Annotated in this window: 14 protein-coding genes; 1 reads left to right on the top strand and 13 read right to left on the bottom strand. The window is 64.4% G+C overall.

Annotated features, from left to right (window positions below):
- Positions 1 to 7: 7 nt before the first annotated feature.
- The 11 genes from ACZ6YA_RS18235 to ACZ6YA_RS18185 all read right to left on the bottom strand — a co-directional run bounded on the left by ACZ6YA_RS18235 (position 8) and on the right by ACZ6YA_RS18185 (position 12084).
- Complete coding sequence (locus ACZ6YA_RS18235) at positions 8 to 703, bottom strand: response regulator (RefSeq protein ID WP_465898486.1); 696 nt, start codon at positions 701 to 703, stop codon at positions 8 to 10.
- Complete coding sequence (locus tag ACZ6YA_RS18230; RefSeq protein WP_465898485.1) at positions 700 to 3354, bottom strand: DUF4118 domain-containing protein; 2655 nt, start codon at positions 3352 to 3354, stop codon at positions 700 to 702. Before ACZ6YA_RS18230 ends, ACZ6YA_RS18235 begins: the two co-directional genes overlap by 4 nt.
- Positions 3347 to 3907, bottom strand: coding sequence for a potassium-transporting ATPase subunit KdpC (gene kdpC, locus ACZ6YA_RS18225; protein WP_465898484.1), 561 nt, complete (start codon positions 3905 to 3907; stop codon positions 3347 to 3349). Before kdpC ends, ACZ6YA_RS18230 begins: the two co-directional genes overlap by 8 nt.
- A gap of 10 nt (positions 3908 to 3917) precedes the next feature.
- Positions 3918 to 5972, bottom strand: a complete 2055-nt coding sequence (gene kdpB, locus ACZ6YA_RS18220) for a potassium-transporting ATPase subunit KdpB (protein WP_465898483.1) — start codon at positions 5970 to 5972, stop codon at positions 3918 to 3920.
- Between the two features lie 9 nt (positions 5973 to 5981).
- Positions 5982 to 7676 carry a potassium-transporting ATPase subunit KdpA gene (gene kdpA, locus ACZ6YA_RS18215; RefSeq protein WP_465898482.1) on the bottom strand — a complete coding sequence of 565 codons (1695 nt, stop codon included), beginning with the start codon at positions 7674 to 7676 and terminating at the stop codon, positions 5982 to 5984.
- 9 nt (positions 7677 to 7685) lie between these two features.
- Positions 7686 to 7775: a K(+)-transporting ATPase subunit F gene (gene kdpF, locus ACZ6YA_RS18210; RefSeq protein ID WP_033696222.1), complete on the bottom strand. Its 90-nt coding sequence runs from the start codon at positions 7773 to 7775 to the stop codon at positions 7686 to 7688.
- A 228-nt stretch (positions 7776 to 8003) separates the two neighbouring features.
- Entirely contained in the window at positions 8004 to 9050 is a 1047-nt protein-coding gene (locus ACZ6YA_RS18205; protein WP_465898481.1) for an AI-2E family transporter, read from the bottom strand.
- Between the two features lie 12 nt (positions 9051 to 9062).
- Positions 9063 to 9857, bottom strand: coding sequence for a DUF4892 domain-containing protein (locus tag ACZ6YA_RS18200; RefSeq protein WP_465898480.1), 795 nt, complete (start codon positions 9855 to 9857; stop codon positions 9063 to 9065).
- Positions 9858 to 9965: 108 nt separating this feature from the next.
- Entirely contained in the window at positions 9966 to 10820 is an 855-nt protein-coding gene (locus tag ACZ6YA_RS18195; protein WP_465898479.1) for an alpha/beta hydrolase, read from the bottom strand.
- Positions 10817 to 11605 carry an alpha/beta fold hydrolase gene (locus ACZ6YA_RS18190; RefSeq protein ID WP_465898478.1) on the bottom strand — a complete coding sequence of 263 codons (789 nt, stop codon included), beginning with the start codon at positions 11603 to 11605 and terminating at the stop codon, positions 10817 to 10819. Before ACZ6YA_RS18190 ends, ACZ6YA_RS18195 begins: the two co-directional genes overlap by 4 nt.
- A gap of 92 nt (positions 11606 to 11697) precedes the next feature.
- Entirely contained in the window at positions 11698 to 12084 is a 387-nt protein-coding gene (locus ACZ6YA_RS18185; RefSeq protein WP_465898477.1) for a hypothetical protein, read from the bottom strand.
- 353 nt (positions 12085 to 12437) lie between these two features.
- Between ACZ6YA_RS18185 and ACZ6YA_RS18180 the strand changes: the two genes are divergently transcribed.
- Positions 12438 to 13109, top strand: coding sequence for an Ig-like domain-containing protein (locus ACZ6YA_RS18180; RefSeq protein ID WP_465898476.1), 672 nt, complete (start codon positions 12438 to 12440; stop codon positions 13107 to 13109).
- Positions 13110 to 13306: 197 nt separating this feature from the next.
- On the opposite strand, the gene sixA is transcribed toward ACZ6YA_RS18180, so the two are convergent.
- Together sixA and ACZ6YA_RS18170 are read right to left on the bottom strand one after the other, a co-directional pair.
- Positions 13307 to 13765 (bottom strand): phosphohistidine phosphatase SixA, encoded by a 459-nt coding sequence (gene sixA, locus ACZ6YA_RS18175; protein ID WP_465898475.1) that lies wholly within the window; start codon positions 13763 to 13765, stop codon positions 13307 to 13309.
- The gene (locus ACZ6YA_RS18170) at positions 13762 to 14109 is read right to left on the bottom strand and encodes a DUF4389 domain-containing protein (protein WP_465898474.1); all 348 of its coding nucleotides are present in this window, start codon (positions 14107 to 14109) and stop codon (positions 13762 to 13764) included. Before ACZ6YA_RS18170 ends, sixA begins: the two co-directional genes overlap by 4 nt.
- Positions 14110 to 14126 lie beyond the last annotated feature (17 nt).

The following is a 14126-nucleotide window of genomic DNA, read 5'->3' as shown; positions in this document are numbered from 1 at the left end:
AGCGGCCTCAGTGAGAAGGCCCGACCAGCCTATACCCCACCCCCGCCTCGGTAATGATGAACCGAGGCGCCGTCGGATCATCCCCCAGCTTCTGCCGCAAATGCCCCACCACGATCCTAAGATAGTGGGTGTCCTCCACATGCGACGGCCCCCAGATATCCTTGAGCAACTGCTGCTGGGTAATCACCCGCCCCGGATGACCGGCCAACTGCGCCAGCAGCGCGTATTCCTTGCGGGTCAGCGCCACTTCTTCGCCATTCAGCGTCACCTTGCGAAAGGCAAAGTCCACGTTCAACGGCCCGAATCTGGCCACCACCTCGCCGCCGCCCGCCTGGGGCACCTGGCGCAGCAGCGCGCGCACGCGGGCGAGGAATTCCTGGATGCCGAACGGCTTGGTCACGTAATCGTTGGCCCCGCCATCCAGCGCATCGACCTTCTGCACTTCACTGGCGCGCACCGACAGCACCATGACCGGTACCGCGCTCCATTCGCGCAATTCGCGCAGCACCTGCTGGCCGTCCATGTCGGGCAGGCCGAGGTCGAGCACCACCAGGTCGGGCTTGGTCAAGGCCGCCTGGGCCAGGCCTTCGCCGCCGGTGGCGGCTTCGATCACCTTGTAGCCCTGAGAGGTCAGGCTGATGCGCAGGAACTTGCGGATCTGCGGTTCGTCATCGATGACCAGGAGGGTCGCGGACTGGCTCATGGGGCTTCGCTTTCGGCTTCGGGTTGAGTGGGCAGCGGCAAGCATAGTGTGATGCAGGTGCCGTGGCCATCGATGCCTTCGCCGACCAGGATCTGCCCGCCATGGGCGCCGATCATGCCCAGGCAGATGGCAAGCCCCAGGCCGGTGCCCTGCCCGCCCCGATCGCCGCGGGCGGCGGTGTAGAACATATCGAAGATCTTCTCGCGCTCGGCCACGGGGATGCCGGGGCCCTGGTCGCTGACAGCGAAGCGCAATTGCTCATCGACCACGGACACCTGCAGATCCAGTCGGCCTTGGGCGGGGGAAAAGCGCGCGGCATTTTCCAGGACGTTGATCAGTGCCTGCTCGATCAGCGCCGCATGCACGAACAGCAGCGGTAATTCGGCGGGCACGTCGGTGTGCACGCGCAGCGGCGCCAGCACCACGCGCAGGCGGTTGAGGGCGCTTCCGACGATATCGGCGGGGGCGACCCAGTCGCGGGCGAGCTTGAGGCCGCCGTGGCCCAGACGGGTCATGTCCAGCAGGTTCTGGATGTAGCGGTCGAGGCGTTCGGCTTCGTTGCGGGTGCCTTCCAACAGTTCGCGGCGGTCTTCGACGGGGATGGCTTGGCCCAGCGCCAGAAGGCTGTCGATGCTGCCGCGCATGGCGGTCAGCGGGGTACGCAGGTCGTGGGAAACCGAGGCCAGCAAGGCGCTGCGCAACTGTTCGGTTTCGCCGTGCAGGCGGGCGGCTTCCAATTGCTCGGCCAACCGCGCACGGGCCAGCGCCTGGGCCAAGGGTTGGCCGAGAGCCATGAGCAGGCGGCGGCGTTGGGCGCTGAGTGGTTCGCCGGAGCATGGGCGCACGCCGAGCAGCGCCAGCGGGTGATCATCAACGTTAAGCGGCCACCACCACCAACGTCCGTTGGGCAGGGTGTCGCTGCCATGACCCGCAGCCTGGCCGTGTTGCCAGGCCCATTCGGCGGCGGCGCGTTCGTTGTCGCTCAGGGCATGGGCTTCGCCGCTGGCCACCTGCAACAGGCCTTCGGCGTTGCGTTCGAGCAAGCAGACTTGCACGTCTTGCCAACCGTCGAGGTGCTGGCCAGCGGCGTTGAACACGGCCTGGCGATCAGCTGCCACAGTAAGGCGCCGCGACAGGTCGAGCAGCTGGTTGGTCTGCGCCTGCGTTTCGCGCAGCGCCTGCAATTGGCGGCGTTGGCGAGCAGCGAGGTTGCCGGTGAGCGCGGCCATCAACAGGAAGAACACCAGGGTCAGCACGTCCTCTTCGCGCTGGATGCTGAAGGAAAAATTCGGCGGGATGAACAGAAAGTCGTAGGCCAGGAACGACAGCGCAGCGCACGCCAGGGCCGGTCCCAGGCTGCTGCGCACCGCAACCAGCAACACGGCAGCGAGGAACACCAGCGAGATATTGGGCAGCGCCAGCACACTGGAGACGGCCCAGGACAAGCCTGCCGCCAGTGCGGTCGCGACCAGTGCCAGCAGGTAGTGACGCCACACCCACACACGTTGCACGGCGGCACTCGCTGGGGCCGGCTGGGCATCGCGGTCGAGCACGTTGATTTCCAGCCCGTGACGCTCACGCAGCAGCCGCGCCGCGACACCTGCACCGAACAGGCGGCGGCGCAGGCGATCACGCGACTGCCCGACCAGGACCAGGCTGGCCCGTCGTTCGCCGGCATGCTGGATCAGCGTGCGCGCCACTTCACCGGCGCGTAGCAGCACCACTTCCCCGCCCAGGCGCTCGGCCAGTTGTTGCGCGGCCTGTAGACGCTGCCGGGCGGTTTCGTCACGCAGCCGACCGTTGTCGACGTGCACCAGGCTCCAGGGCAGGTGCCGCCGCTGGGCGACCCGACAGGCATGGCGCACCAGGCGTTCGGCCTGGTCATCACCATCGACACCGACCAGCAAGCGCCCACGCAGGGGCGGCGCCTCTTGACCACGCTGACGGTAGCCATGGGCCAGGTCGGCATCGACCTGGGCGGCGGCGGTCTGCATGGCCAGCTCGCGCAGCGCGGTGAGGTTGGTCTGGGAGAAGTAGGCATCGATCGCCGCCCTTGCCTGCTCGGGCACGTATACCTTGCCCTCGCGCAGGCGTTCGAGCAGTTCGCGCGGCGGCAGGTCGATCAGTACCAGCTCGAAGGCTTCCTGCAGCACCCAGTCCGGCAGCGTTTCGCGCACCTGCACCCCGGTGATGTCGCGGACCTTGTCGTTGAGGCTTTCCAGGTGCTGGACATTGACCGTGGTGTACACGTCGATGCCAGCGGCGAGCAGCTCCTGGACGTCCTGCCAGCGCTTGGCGTGGCGGCTGCCGGGGGCGTTGGTGTGGGCCAGTTCGTCGACCAGGGCCAGGGAAGGTGCGGCCTTGAGCAGGCCGTCGAGGTCCATCTCCTCCAGGATGACACCGCGGTATTCGCTGCGCAGCAACGGTTGCTGAAGCAGGCCGCCAAGCAGTGATTCGGTTTCGGCGCGGCCGTGGGTTTCGACCACGCCTGCCACCACCTGAACGCCCTGGCGTTGCTGAGCGTGGGCGGCCTGGAGCATGGCGAAGGTTTTGCCAACGCCGGGGGCGGCGCCGAGGAATACCTTGAGCCTGCCGCGCCCCTCACGCGGCAGGTTGGCCAACAGCGCGTCTGCGCGGGTTGCGTCACTCATGCTTCATCCTTAAACGCTCCAATGCCTGGTTCAGCGCCAGAACATTCACCACGGGCGGGCCGATCAATGGGTGGAGGGTGGCCTCTTCCAGCAAGGCTTGCAAGCGCTCGACCGGTACCTTGCGCGCCGCCGCCACACGTGGGATTTGGTAAGCAACCGCTTCAGGTGGCAAATGCGGGTCCAAGCCGCTGCCGGATGTCGTCAGCAACGCTTGTGGCACCGGTCCCTGCTCAACCTGGTACAGCTTCGCGGCATCACTTTCCACCCGTTCAGACAATGCCGGGTTGCTTGGCGAAAGGTTGCTGGCACTGCTGGCCACGGTGGCATACGCCCCCGCCGACGGCCGCGAATGGAACCAGCCATCGCCCTGGAAATCCTGGGCAATCAGCGCCGAGCCACGGACCTGACCCTGCTCGTCGCGCACCAGGCTGCCATTGGCCTGTTCAGGGAATGCCACCTGGGCGATACCGGTCACTGCCAGCGGATACAGCGCACCGGTAACCGCCGTCATCAGCAGGATCAGGCTCAGCGCCGGACGTAGATAAGTGTTCATGGTGGCCTCCTCAGACCAGGTGCAGGGCGTTGAGCAGCAGGTCGATCACTTTGATCCCGGCGAACGGCACGATGATGCCGCCCAGGCCATAGATCAGCAGGTTGCGTCGCAGCAGGTGGGCAGCACTGGCCGCCTGCACCCGCACGCCGCGCAGCGCCAGCGGGATCAGCACGGTGATGATCAGCGCGTTGAACACGATCGCCGAGAGGATCGCGCTCTGCGGGCTGGCCAGGTGCATCAGGTTGAGCACGCCCAGTTGCGGGTAGATGGCGGCGAACAGCGCCGGCAGGATGGCGAAGTACTTGGCCACGTCGTTGGCGATGGAAAAGGTGGTGAGCGCGCCTCGGGTCACCAGCAGCTCCTTGCCGACCTGCACCACGTCCAGCAGCTTGGTCGGGTCGCTGTCCAGGTCCACCATGTTGGCCGCCTCGCGGGCTGCCTGGGTGCCGTCATTCATGGCCATGCCCACGTCGGCCTGGGCCAGCGCCGGGGCGTCGTTGGCACCGTCGCCGCACATGGCCACCAGGCGGCCGTCGTTCTGCTCCTGGCGGATGCGCGCCAGCTTCTTCTCCGGTGTGGCTTCGGCCAGCACGTCATCCACACCGGCCTCGGCGGCGATGGCGGCAGCGGTCAGCGGGTTGTCGCCGGTGACCATCACGGTGCGGATGCCCAGCTTGCGCAGCTCGGCGAAGCGCTCACGGATGCCGGGCTTGACCACGTCCTTGAGGTGGATCACCCCGAGCAGGCGCTTGTCCACGCACACCAGCAGCGGCGTGCCACCGCCCTGGGCAATGCGCTCGACTTCGCGGGACAGTGCCGCCGGCATCTCCAGGCGTTGCATGCCGACGAACGCCAGTACCGCATCGACGGCGCCTTTGCGGTAGCGATGGTGTTGCAGGTCTATTCCCGACAGGCGCGTCTCGGCGCTGAAGGCAATGGCTTCGAACTCCCCGGCTGCAGGTTCGATGAAGTCGTGCAACTGGCGCAAGTACTCGACAATCGACTTGCCTTCGGCGGTGTCATCGGCCAGCGAAGCGAGCAAGGCGCCCTCCCCGAGCTCCTTGGCAGTGACCCCGGTGGCCGCGTGCAGGGCGCTGCAACGGCGATTGCCAAAGGTGATGGTGCCGGTCTTGTCGAGCATCAGCGTGTGCACGTCACCGGCGGCCTCTACCGCGCGGCCCGAGCGGGCGATCACGTTCAGGCGCACCAGGCGGTCCATGCCAGCGATGCCGATGGCCGAGAGCAGGCCACCGATAGTCGTCGGGATCAGCGTCACCAGCAACGCCGCGAGGAAGATCAGCGGCAGGCTGCCACCGGCGAAGTGGGCGAAGGGCTGCAGGGTGACCACCACGATCAGGAAGATCAGGGTCAGGCCGATCAGCAGGATGTCCAGCGCGATTTCGTTGGGGGTCTTCTGCCGCTTGGCGCCTTCGACCAGGGCGATCATGCGGTCCAGGGTCGATTCACCGGGGTTGCTGGTGATACGGATCAGCAACCAGTCGGAGACCAGCCGCGTATTGCCGGTGACGGCCGAGCGGTCACCACCGGACTCGCGGATCACCGGTGCGGACTCACCGGTAATGGCCGCTTCGTTGACGGCGGCGATGCCTTCGAGCACTTCGCCGTCACCGGGGATCATCTCGCCAGCTACCACCCGGACCACGTCGTCCTTGCGCAGCTGGGTGGCGGTAACGGTTTCGAAGCTGCCATCGCGTTTGCGGCGTTGGGCCGTCAGGCCCTGGCTACCGGCCTTGAGGCTGTCGGCACGGGCCTTGCCGCGGCCTTCGGCCAGCGCTTCGGCAAAGTTGGCGAAGAGCACGGTGAACCACAGCCACAGGGCGATCTGCACGGCAACGCCAGTGCTCACGCCACTGCCGGGGGCCAAGCACAGGACCGTGGTCAACAGGGCAGTCAGGGCGACCACCAGCATCACCGGCGAGCGCTTGAGCTGACGCGGGTCGAGCTTGACGAACGCTTGCACCAGCGCCGGGCGCCACAGCGCGGCGAAGCGGGTCTGGTCCTTGGCGCTGCGCGAGGCGTTCACTTCAGGAATGGGCATGTTCATGGTCGATCCTCAGAAACCCAGGCTCAGGTGTTCGGCGATTGGCCCAAGGGCCAGGGTCGGCAGGAAGGTCAGGCCGCCCACCAGCAAGATGGTCACCAGCAACAGGCCGGTGAACAGCGGGCCGTGGGTGGGGAAGCTGTTCAGCCCCTGCGGCGCGCTTTTCTTCGCCGCCAGGCTGCCGGCCAGGGCCAGGACCGGCAGGATGTAGCCGAAGCGCCCGATCAGCATGGCCAGGCCGATCATCACGTTGTGGTACACCGTGTTGGCACCGAACCCGGCGAAGGCCGATCCGTTGTTGGCGGTGCCGGAGGTGTAGGCGTACAGCAGCTGGCTGAAACCGTGCGCGCCAGGGTTGCTGACCGCACCGGCAGGGCCTGGCAGGCTGGCGGCAATGGCGCCCAACACCAGCACGCCAACCGGCATCACCAGCAGGGTGGCCACCAGCAGCTGCACTTCCCGCGCCTGCAGTTTCTTGCCGAGGTATTCCGGCGTGCGGCCGATCATCAAGCCCGCCAGGAACACGGCGATGAGCACGAACAGCAGCATGCCGTAGAGCCCCGCACCGACGCCGCCGAAGATCACCTCGCCGACCATCATGTTGACCATGGCGACCATGCCGGTTAGCGGGTTGAGGCTGTCGTGCATGGCGTTGACCGAGCCGTTGGAGGCGGCGGTGGTGGTCACCGTCCACAGTACCGAGCCGGTGGTGCCGAAGCGGCTTTCCTTGCCCTCCATCGGCGCGCTCTGCTGCACCTGCGCACTGTCGAGTGCCGGGTTGGGCTGGTGCTCCGACCACAGCGCGGTGGCCCCGCCGATCAGGAACAGGCCGAGCATGCAAGCCAGGATTGCGCGGCTCTGGCGCAGGTCCTTGACGTAGTGGCCGAAGGTGAACACCAGGGCCACCGGGATGAGGATGATCGAGGCGACCTCGAACAGGTTGCTCCAGGCCGTGGGGTTCTCGAACGGGTGCGCGGAGTTGACGCCGAAGAAGCCACCGCCGTTGGTGCCCAACTGCTTGATGGCGATCTGGCTGGCGGCTGGCCCTAGCGGAATAGTCTGGTCAGCGCCTTGCAGAGTCACGGCGTGGGCGTAGTCGGCAAAGGTCTGCGGCACGCCCTGCCACACCAGCAGCAGCGCCAGCAGCAGGCACAGCGGCAGCAGGCCGTAGAGGGTGGCGCGGGTCATGTCGACCCAGAAGTTGCCAAGGCTGGTGGTCGAGCGCCGGGCAACGCCGCGGCACAGCGCGACCAGCACGGCCAGGCCGGTGGCGGCGCTGACGAAGTTCTGCACGGTCAGCCCGAGCATCTGGCTCAGGTAGCTGACCGACGCCTCACCGCTGTAGGCCTGCCAATTGGTGTTGGTGACGAAGCTGACCGCCGTATTGAACGCCAGCGACCATTCCTGGCCGGGCAGGTGCTGCGGGTTGAGCGGCAGGTAGCCTTGCAACAGGAGCACGGTGAACAGCAGCAGGAAGCCGGCCAGGTTGAAGGCCAGCAGGGCCAGGGTGTACTGCTTCCAGTTCTGTTGCTGTTCGGCGCGTACACCGGCCAGCCGGTAGCAGCCCTGCTCCACCGGGCCGAGCACAGGCGTCAGCCAGGTACGCTGGCCTTCCATGACCTTGTAGTAGAACCGCCCGAGCCAGGGTGCCGGCAGCAGCACGATGGCAAAGAAGGCCAACAGCAATAGGTAATCGTAACTGTGCATGGCCGCTCCCTAGCTGCGATCGGCGCGCAGCAGCGCGACCAGCAGGTAAACCGCCAAGGCCACTGCCAGAAGCAGTGACAGACCGTCGAGCATGTACATGAGTGAAACTCCCCGTTGTGCGGTTTGGACCGCTTTGAGGGAATTGTCCGAGGGAGGGGTGTAAAGGGGCGAGATTGAGGGATGGGGGTGGGTATAAAGAATGCGTAAAAATCAAGGTTTGGGAGGGTCTGTGCCGGCCTCTTCGCGGGTCACGCCCGCTCCCTCAATGGTCCTGCATACATCAATAATTGTGGGAACGGGCTTGCCCCGCGAAAGGGCCAGTACAGGTCAGGGCTGAGCCTGTACCGAATTGCGGCTCCAGTCCAACAGCAGGCTGTAACCGACAGCCAGCAAGGTCGGCCCGATGAACAGACCAATGAAGCCAAAGGCAATCAAGCCGCCGAACACCCCGAGCAGCACGATCACCAACGGCAGGTTTCCACCCCGGCTGATCAGATACGGCTTGAGCACGTTGTCCACGCCACTGATGACGAAGGTGCCCCAGATACCCAGAAACACCGCCATGCCATACTCGCCTTGCCACACCAGCCAGGCAGTCGCAGGAATCCACGCCAGCGGCGGCCCCATGGGGATCAGACTGAGCATGAAGGTCACCAGGCCCAACACGATCGCACCAGGGACGCCGGCAATCAGGAAACCGATGAGGGCCAGCAGGGCCTGCGCCGCTGCAGTACCGATCACGCCGTTGACTACCCGTTGCACGGTGCCCGCCACCAGCTCCAGGTAATACTCGGCGCGGTCGCCCACCAGGCGGTTGAGCAAACGCAGCACGAACGCTGACAGACGCGGCCCGTCGCGGTAGAAGAAGAATACGAAGATCAGGCTGAGAGTGAGTTCCAGCACACCGCTGCCAATCTGCGCACTGCGCGCCAGCAGCCAGTTGCCCACCTGGCCAAAGTAAGGCTTGGCCGAAGCGATCAATGCGGCGCCCTGCTGATCCAGCGATTGCCACCAGCGCACCAGGCGCTCACCCACCAGCGGAATCCCCCCCAGCCAGTCCGGTGCATCGGGCAGCCCGTCCACCTGCACATCGCGCACAAAGGCCGTGGCGTCGCGGATATGGTCCGCCAGGTTGAAGCCCAACCACACCAGCGGCAAGGCCACGATCAAAATCCAGGCCGTGGTCAGCAGGCTAGCCGCCAGCGTTTCGCGCCCGCCCAGTGCACGGGTGAGCAGGCGCATCAGCGGCCAGCTGGCGAAGGCCAGAATAGCCCCCCACAGCAGCGCAGAAATGAACGGTGCCATTACCCACAGGGCAGCGCCGAGCAAGGTCAGCAGGATGATCTGGATCAGCAAGCGATCATTGTTGGCCATGGTGGCGCTCACTCAACGGATCAGTTCCAGGTGCAGGCCGTCGGTGGCAGCGGTGCCGACTTCGAGCCGGTTGCTGCGCACCCCCGCCTTGACCAATTGCTCGCGCCAGGCCTCGGCTTCTTTGCCGCTGAGGCTGGCACGCAGGGTGCTGTCCAGGTTAAGGCTGCGGCCCAGCAAGGTGACCCATGCCGGCTGCGGGGTGTTCAAATCAGGGTAGTCGAGCTTGCCAGTGTCGCGCATTTCGCGCAGGACCGTGGCAGCGGTCGGCAGTAGCTCACCGAGCGGGCTGCCGGCGACGAACTCTTCAACATGCAGGTAAGCACGGCGGTTGCCGCGCGTAACGCTGTACAACGCCACCAGGGTATCGGCCTCTTCGGCGGAGCGGCGCAAGAGAATGAAGGCCTGTTGCTCGTCACCACCATTGAGGCGGGCATTGGCGAATACATCGTTGGCCCACAGGCTGGCTTCACCACAATCACGGCCCTGGCACCAGAACAGCGGGTAACCGCCATCACGCTGAAGCTCTTCCCTTGCGCTGGTGAAGGCGTCACGCGCGGTGCGTTCTACCGGCAGTTCATAGGTGACGGAGCTGACCTGACCGCGGCTTTCGACCTTGTCATCGACGCGCAGGCGGCCGCTGATCTTGCGCAGCGGGCCCATGGGGTAGATGCGTTCCTGCTCGACTGCCGGGCGCTGGTCGACCACCTTGGCGTCCACGGGGACCGGCAAGCTTCCGGCCCACAGCAACGGGCTGGCGAGCAGCAGGCAGGCACCCACGGCGGTGCGGATGGAAACGGGCGCGCTCATCGGCGGCCCAGGCGGCGACCGGCGCCGAGGTGAAGCTCCAGGATGTCTGGCAATTGCATGGTTGTCTCCCTTTCAACCCGCCAAGCCTCGACACTTGTCCGGTGCAAGTCAAGCAAAGGCAAAGAAGCTATTGATACAGTCTGCGACAAGGGCAGCACCGTGCTCATCGTTCAGATGCAAGTGATGACCGCCAGGCAGCACCGTCTGCTGGAAGGTTAGCGGCTGCAGCAATTCGGTGTGCCGCGCCAGCATACCATCGGCCGCCACCACCAGGCAGGCCGGGCAACTCACCCGACGCACGTAGGCCATGGCCTGTGCTTGGGAAAGGCGCACCGGTGATGGCAGGGTCAGGCGGCTGTCGCTGCGCCAACTGTAGCCGCCGGGCACTGGCATCAACCCACGCTGGGCGAGCAGCTCGGCGGCGTCACGGCTGACCGCGACCATGCCCTTCATGCGCGCCTGCACACCCTCTTCCAGGGTTTTGTAGACCGTCTTGCGCTTTCCATCCAGGCGCAACTGCGCCTGCAGCGCCATCCCTAGGCGCTCGCCGGCATCTTCCTCGGCGCCGGTCGGAGGAATCACGCCGTCGATCAGTACCAGATGGCTGACTCTATCCGGCAAAGCGCCAGCCAGTTGCACCGAGATGATGGCCCCCAGCGAATGCCCCAACAACGCGAACCGTTTCCAGCCCAGCTGTTCGGCAACCCGCAGCACATCGTGGGCGTAGTCGGCCAGTGCATAACTGGCGCCTGCGGGACGGTGCTCCGAATAACCATGCCCGGCCAAGTCGAGGGCGACAATGCGCAGGCCTTTCAACTTGGGCGCCAGGCGGGCGAAGCTGTTGGCGTTGTCCAGCCAGCCGTGCAGGGCGATCACCGGCAGCCCGTCTTCGGGGCCGAACAGGTGGGCGGCCAACTCGATATGCCCCAGGCTCAGGCGAATCTCCTCGACGTGCGCGCTCATGCCTGGCTCCAGCGGTCGAACAGGCCCTTGATCAGGCTGGCGGTGTCGGTGGGTCGCTCCAGCGGAAACATGTGCCCGCCCGGCACACTGTGGTATTCACCCCTGGGCATGCCACGCACGGCCAGGGTGTGATGGCGACGGATCACCTGGCTGCGGTCGCCACGCACCATGGCCAGCGGCACCTGAAGCAGGCGTGCCGGGGCCGGGCTGGTATGCGGGATGCTGCGGTAGATGCTGATTTCGGTGGCCGGGTCAAAGCGCAGGCGCAAGCCCTGCTCGGCGTCCTCGAGCCCGTGCTCCACATAGGCCTCCAGGCATTCGGGATCAAAATGCCGGAACAGGCTCTTACTGGCGAAGTAGTCGCGGGCGCTGTCGCGGTCGGCGAAAGCTTCGCGCCGGCCCAGGGTGCGGCCCGCCGGTGTGATGCGGTCGATGAAGCCGAAACGCTTGGCGGTGCGCAGCAACCATTGATCGGCACGGGTCAGCACCGGTGAGTCGAGCATGACCACGCCTCGATAGTACTCGGGGCAACGCAAGGCGGCATGTAAATGCAGGACGCCACCCAGGGAGTGGCCGACCCCCCACACTGGAGCATCCTGTTGGGCCAGGTGGTGAAGAAGTTCATCAACCAGATTCTGCCAGTTTTCGTTCACTGGAAAGCGCGGGTCGTGAGCGTGCTGGGGCAGGTGCTGCACCTGGTAGTCCGGCGCCAAGGCAGCAAACAGCTTGCCGTAGGTGGCCGACGGGAAGCCGTTGGCATGGGCGAAGAAGATCTGCTGCGACATGGCGCCGGGTCCGGAGGGGAATGATGGCCCATTGTCAGCGCTCACAGTTCGCACGGCAACGTCCGGATAGGTCATGGGCAAGGGCGATCAGGTCATGCCAACTTATCGAAACTAGCCAGCGAGCGGCGCAAACAGGCCTGCATGTAGGCCAGCTGTCCTTCCAGCGCCTCACGCGCCAAGCGCTGGTCGTGGTAATCGAGCTCCAGGCGGCGCAGCGCCAGACAGCTGGTTTGCAAGAGGTGGGAAGCGCGCAGGCAGGCATCCTGCAGCTTGCGCAATTCTTCATCCACATGCTGATGACTTGTAGCGCTCTGCCGGTTCAGATGGCGAATGTTACCCAGCAGAAAATGAAACTTGGCGTCGACAGAGTCGCGCAACACGCTGTACTGGGCGTAATCCAGACTCTCACCACCCTGCACTTTATCCAACGATGGCTGCAGGTCCAGCGAGCGCAGCAACTCCGGTATCAGCCCAATCATTTGACACTCCCTGCCAGTTTCATCCGTCGTTAATTACGGGGCAACGCTAGCAATAGATCCAATGGCCGACAACTGACAAAAATGCCAGTTGCCAACCGCTCAGGGCGCAGGAAACAGGAGCAAACTCAGCAGGCTCATCAGCCCGGCCACCAGCCACTCACTTCCCAGCAGCTCAGCCTCAAACATGGATATTCAGTGGTGACAACTAGCAGAAATGCCAGTTGTCACCGTTAGGGCACTGATCTACGTTATTAATACTGACAATACTTAAGCAGCATTACCTGATAGTGCCCGCCAGGCTCTATCTTCCAACCCCTACTTTACTTGCGCTTCACAAACAAGCAGGCAGACACATGAACAGCCAAACGAATACCGGCACACGCACCTCCTCACCGCTTTCTTTCAAAGTCGGGGAGGAACTGGTCTTTGGCGAGGACATGACCTTCGCGGCCACCAACTACATAGTTGCCGCGGGACGTAAACCGGCCTTTCCTCCTACTGGCGCTCAGTTCACCCGTACCGCACAGGGTGGGAAACCGTCCTATACGTACAGGTCAAGCGATGAAGCTATTGCAACAGTTGGCCAGACCACAGGCCAGGTGACTGTCTGGAGTAATGGCAGCGTTACAATGACCGTAACCGATGCCTTAGGCGCCATCGACAGCTATCAACTGACCGTCCGCAACGTCATGACGATCTCCTATACCAGTGATTACTTAGCATGGGGCGCAGCCGCTCAGCGGGCTATAACGTTAGGCGGGCAGCTTCCTTCCCTGACCCAATTACAAACACTTTATAAGATCTACGCTTTAGAAAACCCTGACGTTGCTTCTCTATTAGCATGGTACAACGCAAGATCCTCAAGCAATGGAGGGAAATACTTATTTGGTGTTTGGACTCTCACCCCTGGCAGCGCCGGCAGCTATTACTACATGAACATCTCCGGGACCCCAACTAACCAAGGCATCCTCTACGGCCCGCATGCTGCCGGCAACACTCGACCAGTCCTTGTATTGCGAAACTAAGAGATGCCCCTCGCTTGCGAAGCAGGAGCAATCTGACCCTTACATTTCAATATCGCTCCCCAAGGACAGGGCTTACCCAGCTTCAGAAAAATCGATATTTCAAGACGCCAAGCAAACACCTGCTACACCCAATGAGAACTAGCCTTTATTCTCAGGCTAATTCTCTGCTCTGCCGCAAAGAGCTTGCAGGCATGCCTTTATGGCGCGTGATGGAGGTTGCGCAGCGTCATCAACCCAGCCAGTGGCCAGTCCCCTTCCAGTTCTGCCAGGCTGGCGGTGCCCAGCGGCGCAGGCTGCTGAACGTGCCCATGTTCAAGCATACTCACCAGCGACCCCACCAGCGGCTGATGGCTCACCAGCAGCACATGCTCCAGCCCAAGGCGCTCGAGCTGATTGATCACCTGCTGGGCATTACTCTCCGGCGTCAACCAGGGCACGGTGCGCATCGGCTCAGCGAAGCCCAGGGTGTCATGTACCAGGGTCGCCGTCTGCTGGGCACGCACGTAGGGGCTGGCATAGATCGCCTGCAACGGCTGACCCAGCAGATGCGCCGCACTGTGCAGCACCTGCTCGCGCCCATGGGCCGTCAGGCGCCGCTCGGCGTCGGTATTGGCCCGTGGCTCCGCCTCGCCATGGCGCAGCACCCACAGCTTCACAGCTTGGGCTCCTGGTCACGTACCGGATGCGGCGCCGGGGCCACGGCGTGCGGTGCTTCGCCTTCCGGCGCGCGGGGGGCAGGCCAATCAGCGAATGGCCAAGGCTTGGTGTCAGTGTGGAAGGTGCCGAAGCGACCGATCTGTGCCAGGTACTGGCTCAGGCTATCGCCAAAGTTCATCAGGCTCGCGCTCGGCGCGCCGTAGATCAGGCGGTAGACGAGCTGCACCAGCACCAGGCCGCCGAGCAACAGCTCAGCCAGTTGCCAGACCACCAGGAATACCAGCATCCACAGCACACGCAGGATGATCGACTCACGCTGGGCGTGCTCGGGGGTATCGTTCATGTTTCGCTCCTTGATCT

The sequence above is a fragment of the Pseudomonas sp. NPDC090752 genome (genome assembly GCF_055584805.1).
The sequence above is the reverse complement of the archived record's forward strand: the minus strand, read 5'-3'. Positions and strand labels throughout refer to the sequence as shown.

Excerpts from the sequence above, each read along its gene's own strand:
- ACZ6YA_RS18190 (WP_465898478.1), bottom strand. The coding sequence starts at position 11,605 with ATGTCGCAGCAGATCTTCTTCGCCCATGCCAACGGCTTCCCGTCGGCC.
- ACZ6YA_RS18235 (WP_465898486.1), bottom strand. The coding sequence starts at position 703 with ATGAGCCAGTCCGCGACCCTCCTGGTCATCGATGACGAACCGCAGATC.
- ACZ6YA_RS18170 (WP_465898474.1), bottom strand. The coding sequence starts at position 14,109 with ATGAACGATACCCCCGAGCACGCCCAGCGTGAGTCGATCATCCTGCGT.
- ACZ6YA_RS18200 (WP_465898480.1), bottom strand. The coding sequence starts at position 9,857 with ATGAGCGCGCCCGTTTCCATCCGCACCGCCGTGGGTGCCTGCCTGCTG.
- ACZ6YA_RS18230 (WP_465898485.1), bottom strand. The coding sequence starts at position 3,354 with ATGAGTGACGCAACCCGCGCAGACGCGCTGTTGGCCAACCTGCCGCGT.
- kdpB (WP_465898483.1), bottom strand. The coding sequence starts at position 5,972 with ATGAACATGCCCATTCCTGAAGTGAACGCCTCGCGCAGCGCCAAGGAC.
- kdpF (WP_033696222.1), bottom strand. The coding sequence starts at position 7,775 with ATGTACATGCTCGACGGTCTGTCACTGCTTCTGGCAGTGGCCTTGGCG.
- kdpC (WP_465898484.1), bottom strand. The coding sequence starts at position 3,907 with ATGAACACTTATCTACGTCCGGCGCTGAGCCTGATCCTGCTGATGACG.
- ACZ6YA_RS18195 (WP_465898479.1), bottom strand. The coding sequence starts at position 10,820 with ATGAGCGCGCACGTCGAGGAGATTCGCCTGAGCCTGGGGCATATCGAG.
- kdpA (WP_465898482.1), bottom strand. The coding sequence starts at position 7,676 with ATGCACAGTTACGATTACCTATTGCTGTTGGCCTTCTTTGCCATCGTG.
- ACZ6YA_RS18185 (WP_465898477.1), bottom strand. The coding sequence starts at position 12,084 with ATGATTGGGCTGATACCGGAGTTGCTGCGCTCGCTGGACCTGCAGCCA.
- ACZ6YA_RS18205 (WP_465898481.1), bottom strand. The coding sequence starts at position 9,050 with ATGGCCAACAATGATCGCTTGCTGATCCAGATCATCCTGCTGACCTTG.
- ACZ6YA_RS18180 (WP_465898476.1), top strand. The coding sequence starts at position 12,438 with ATGAACAGCCAAACGAATACCGGCACACGCACCTCCTCACCGCTTTCT.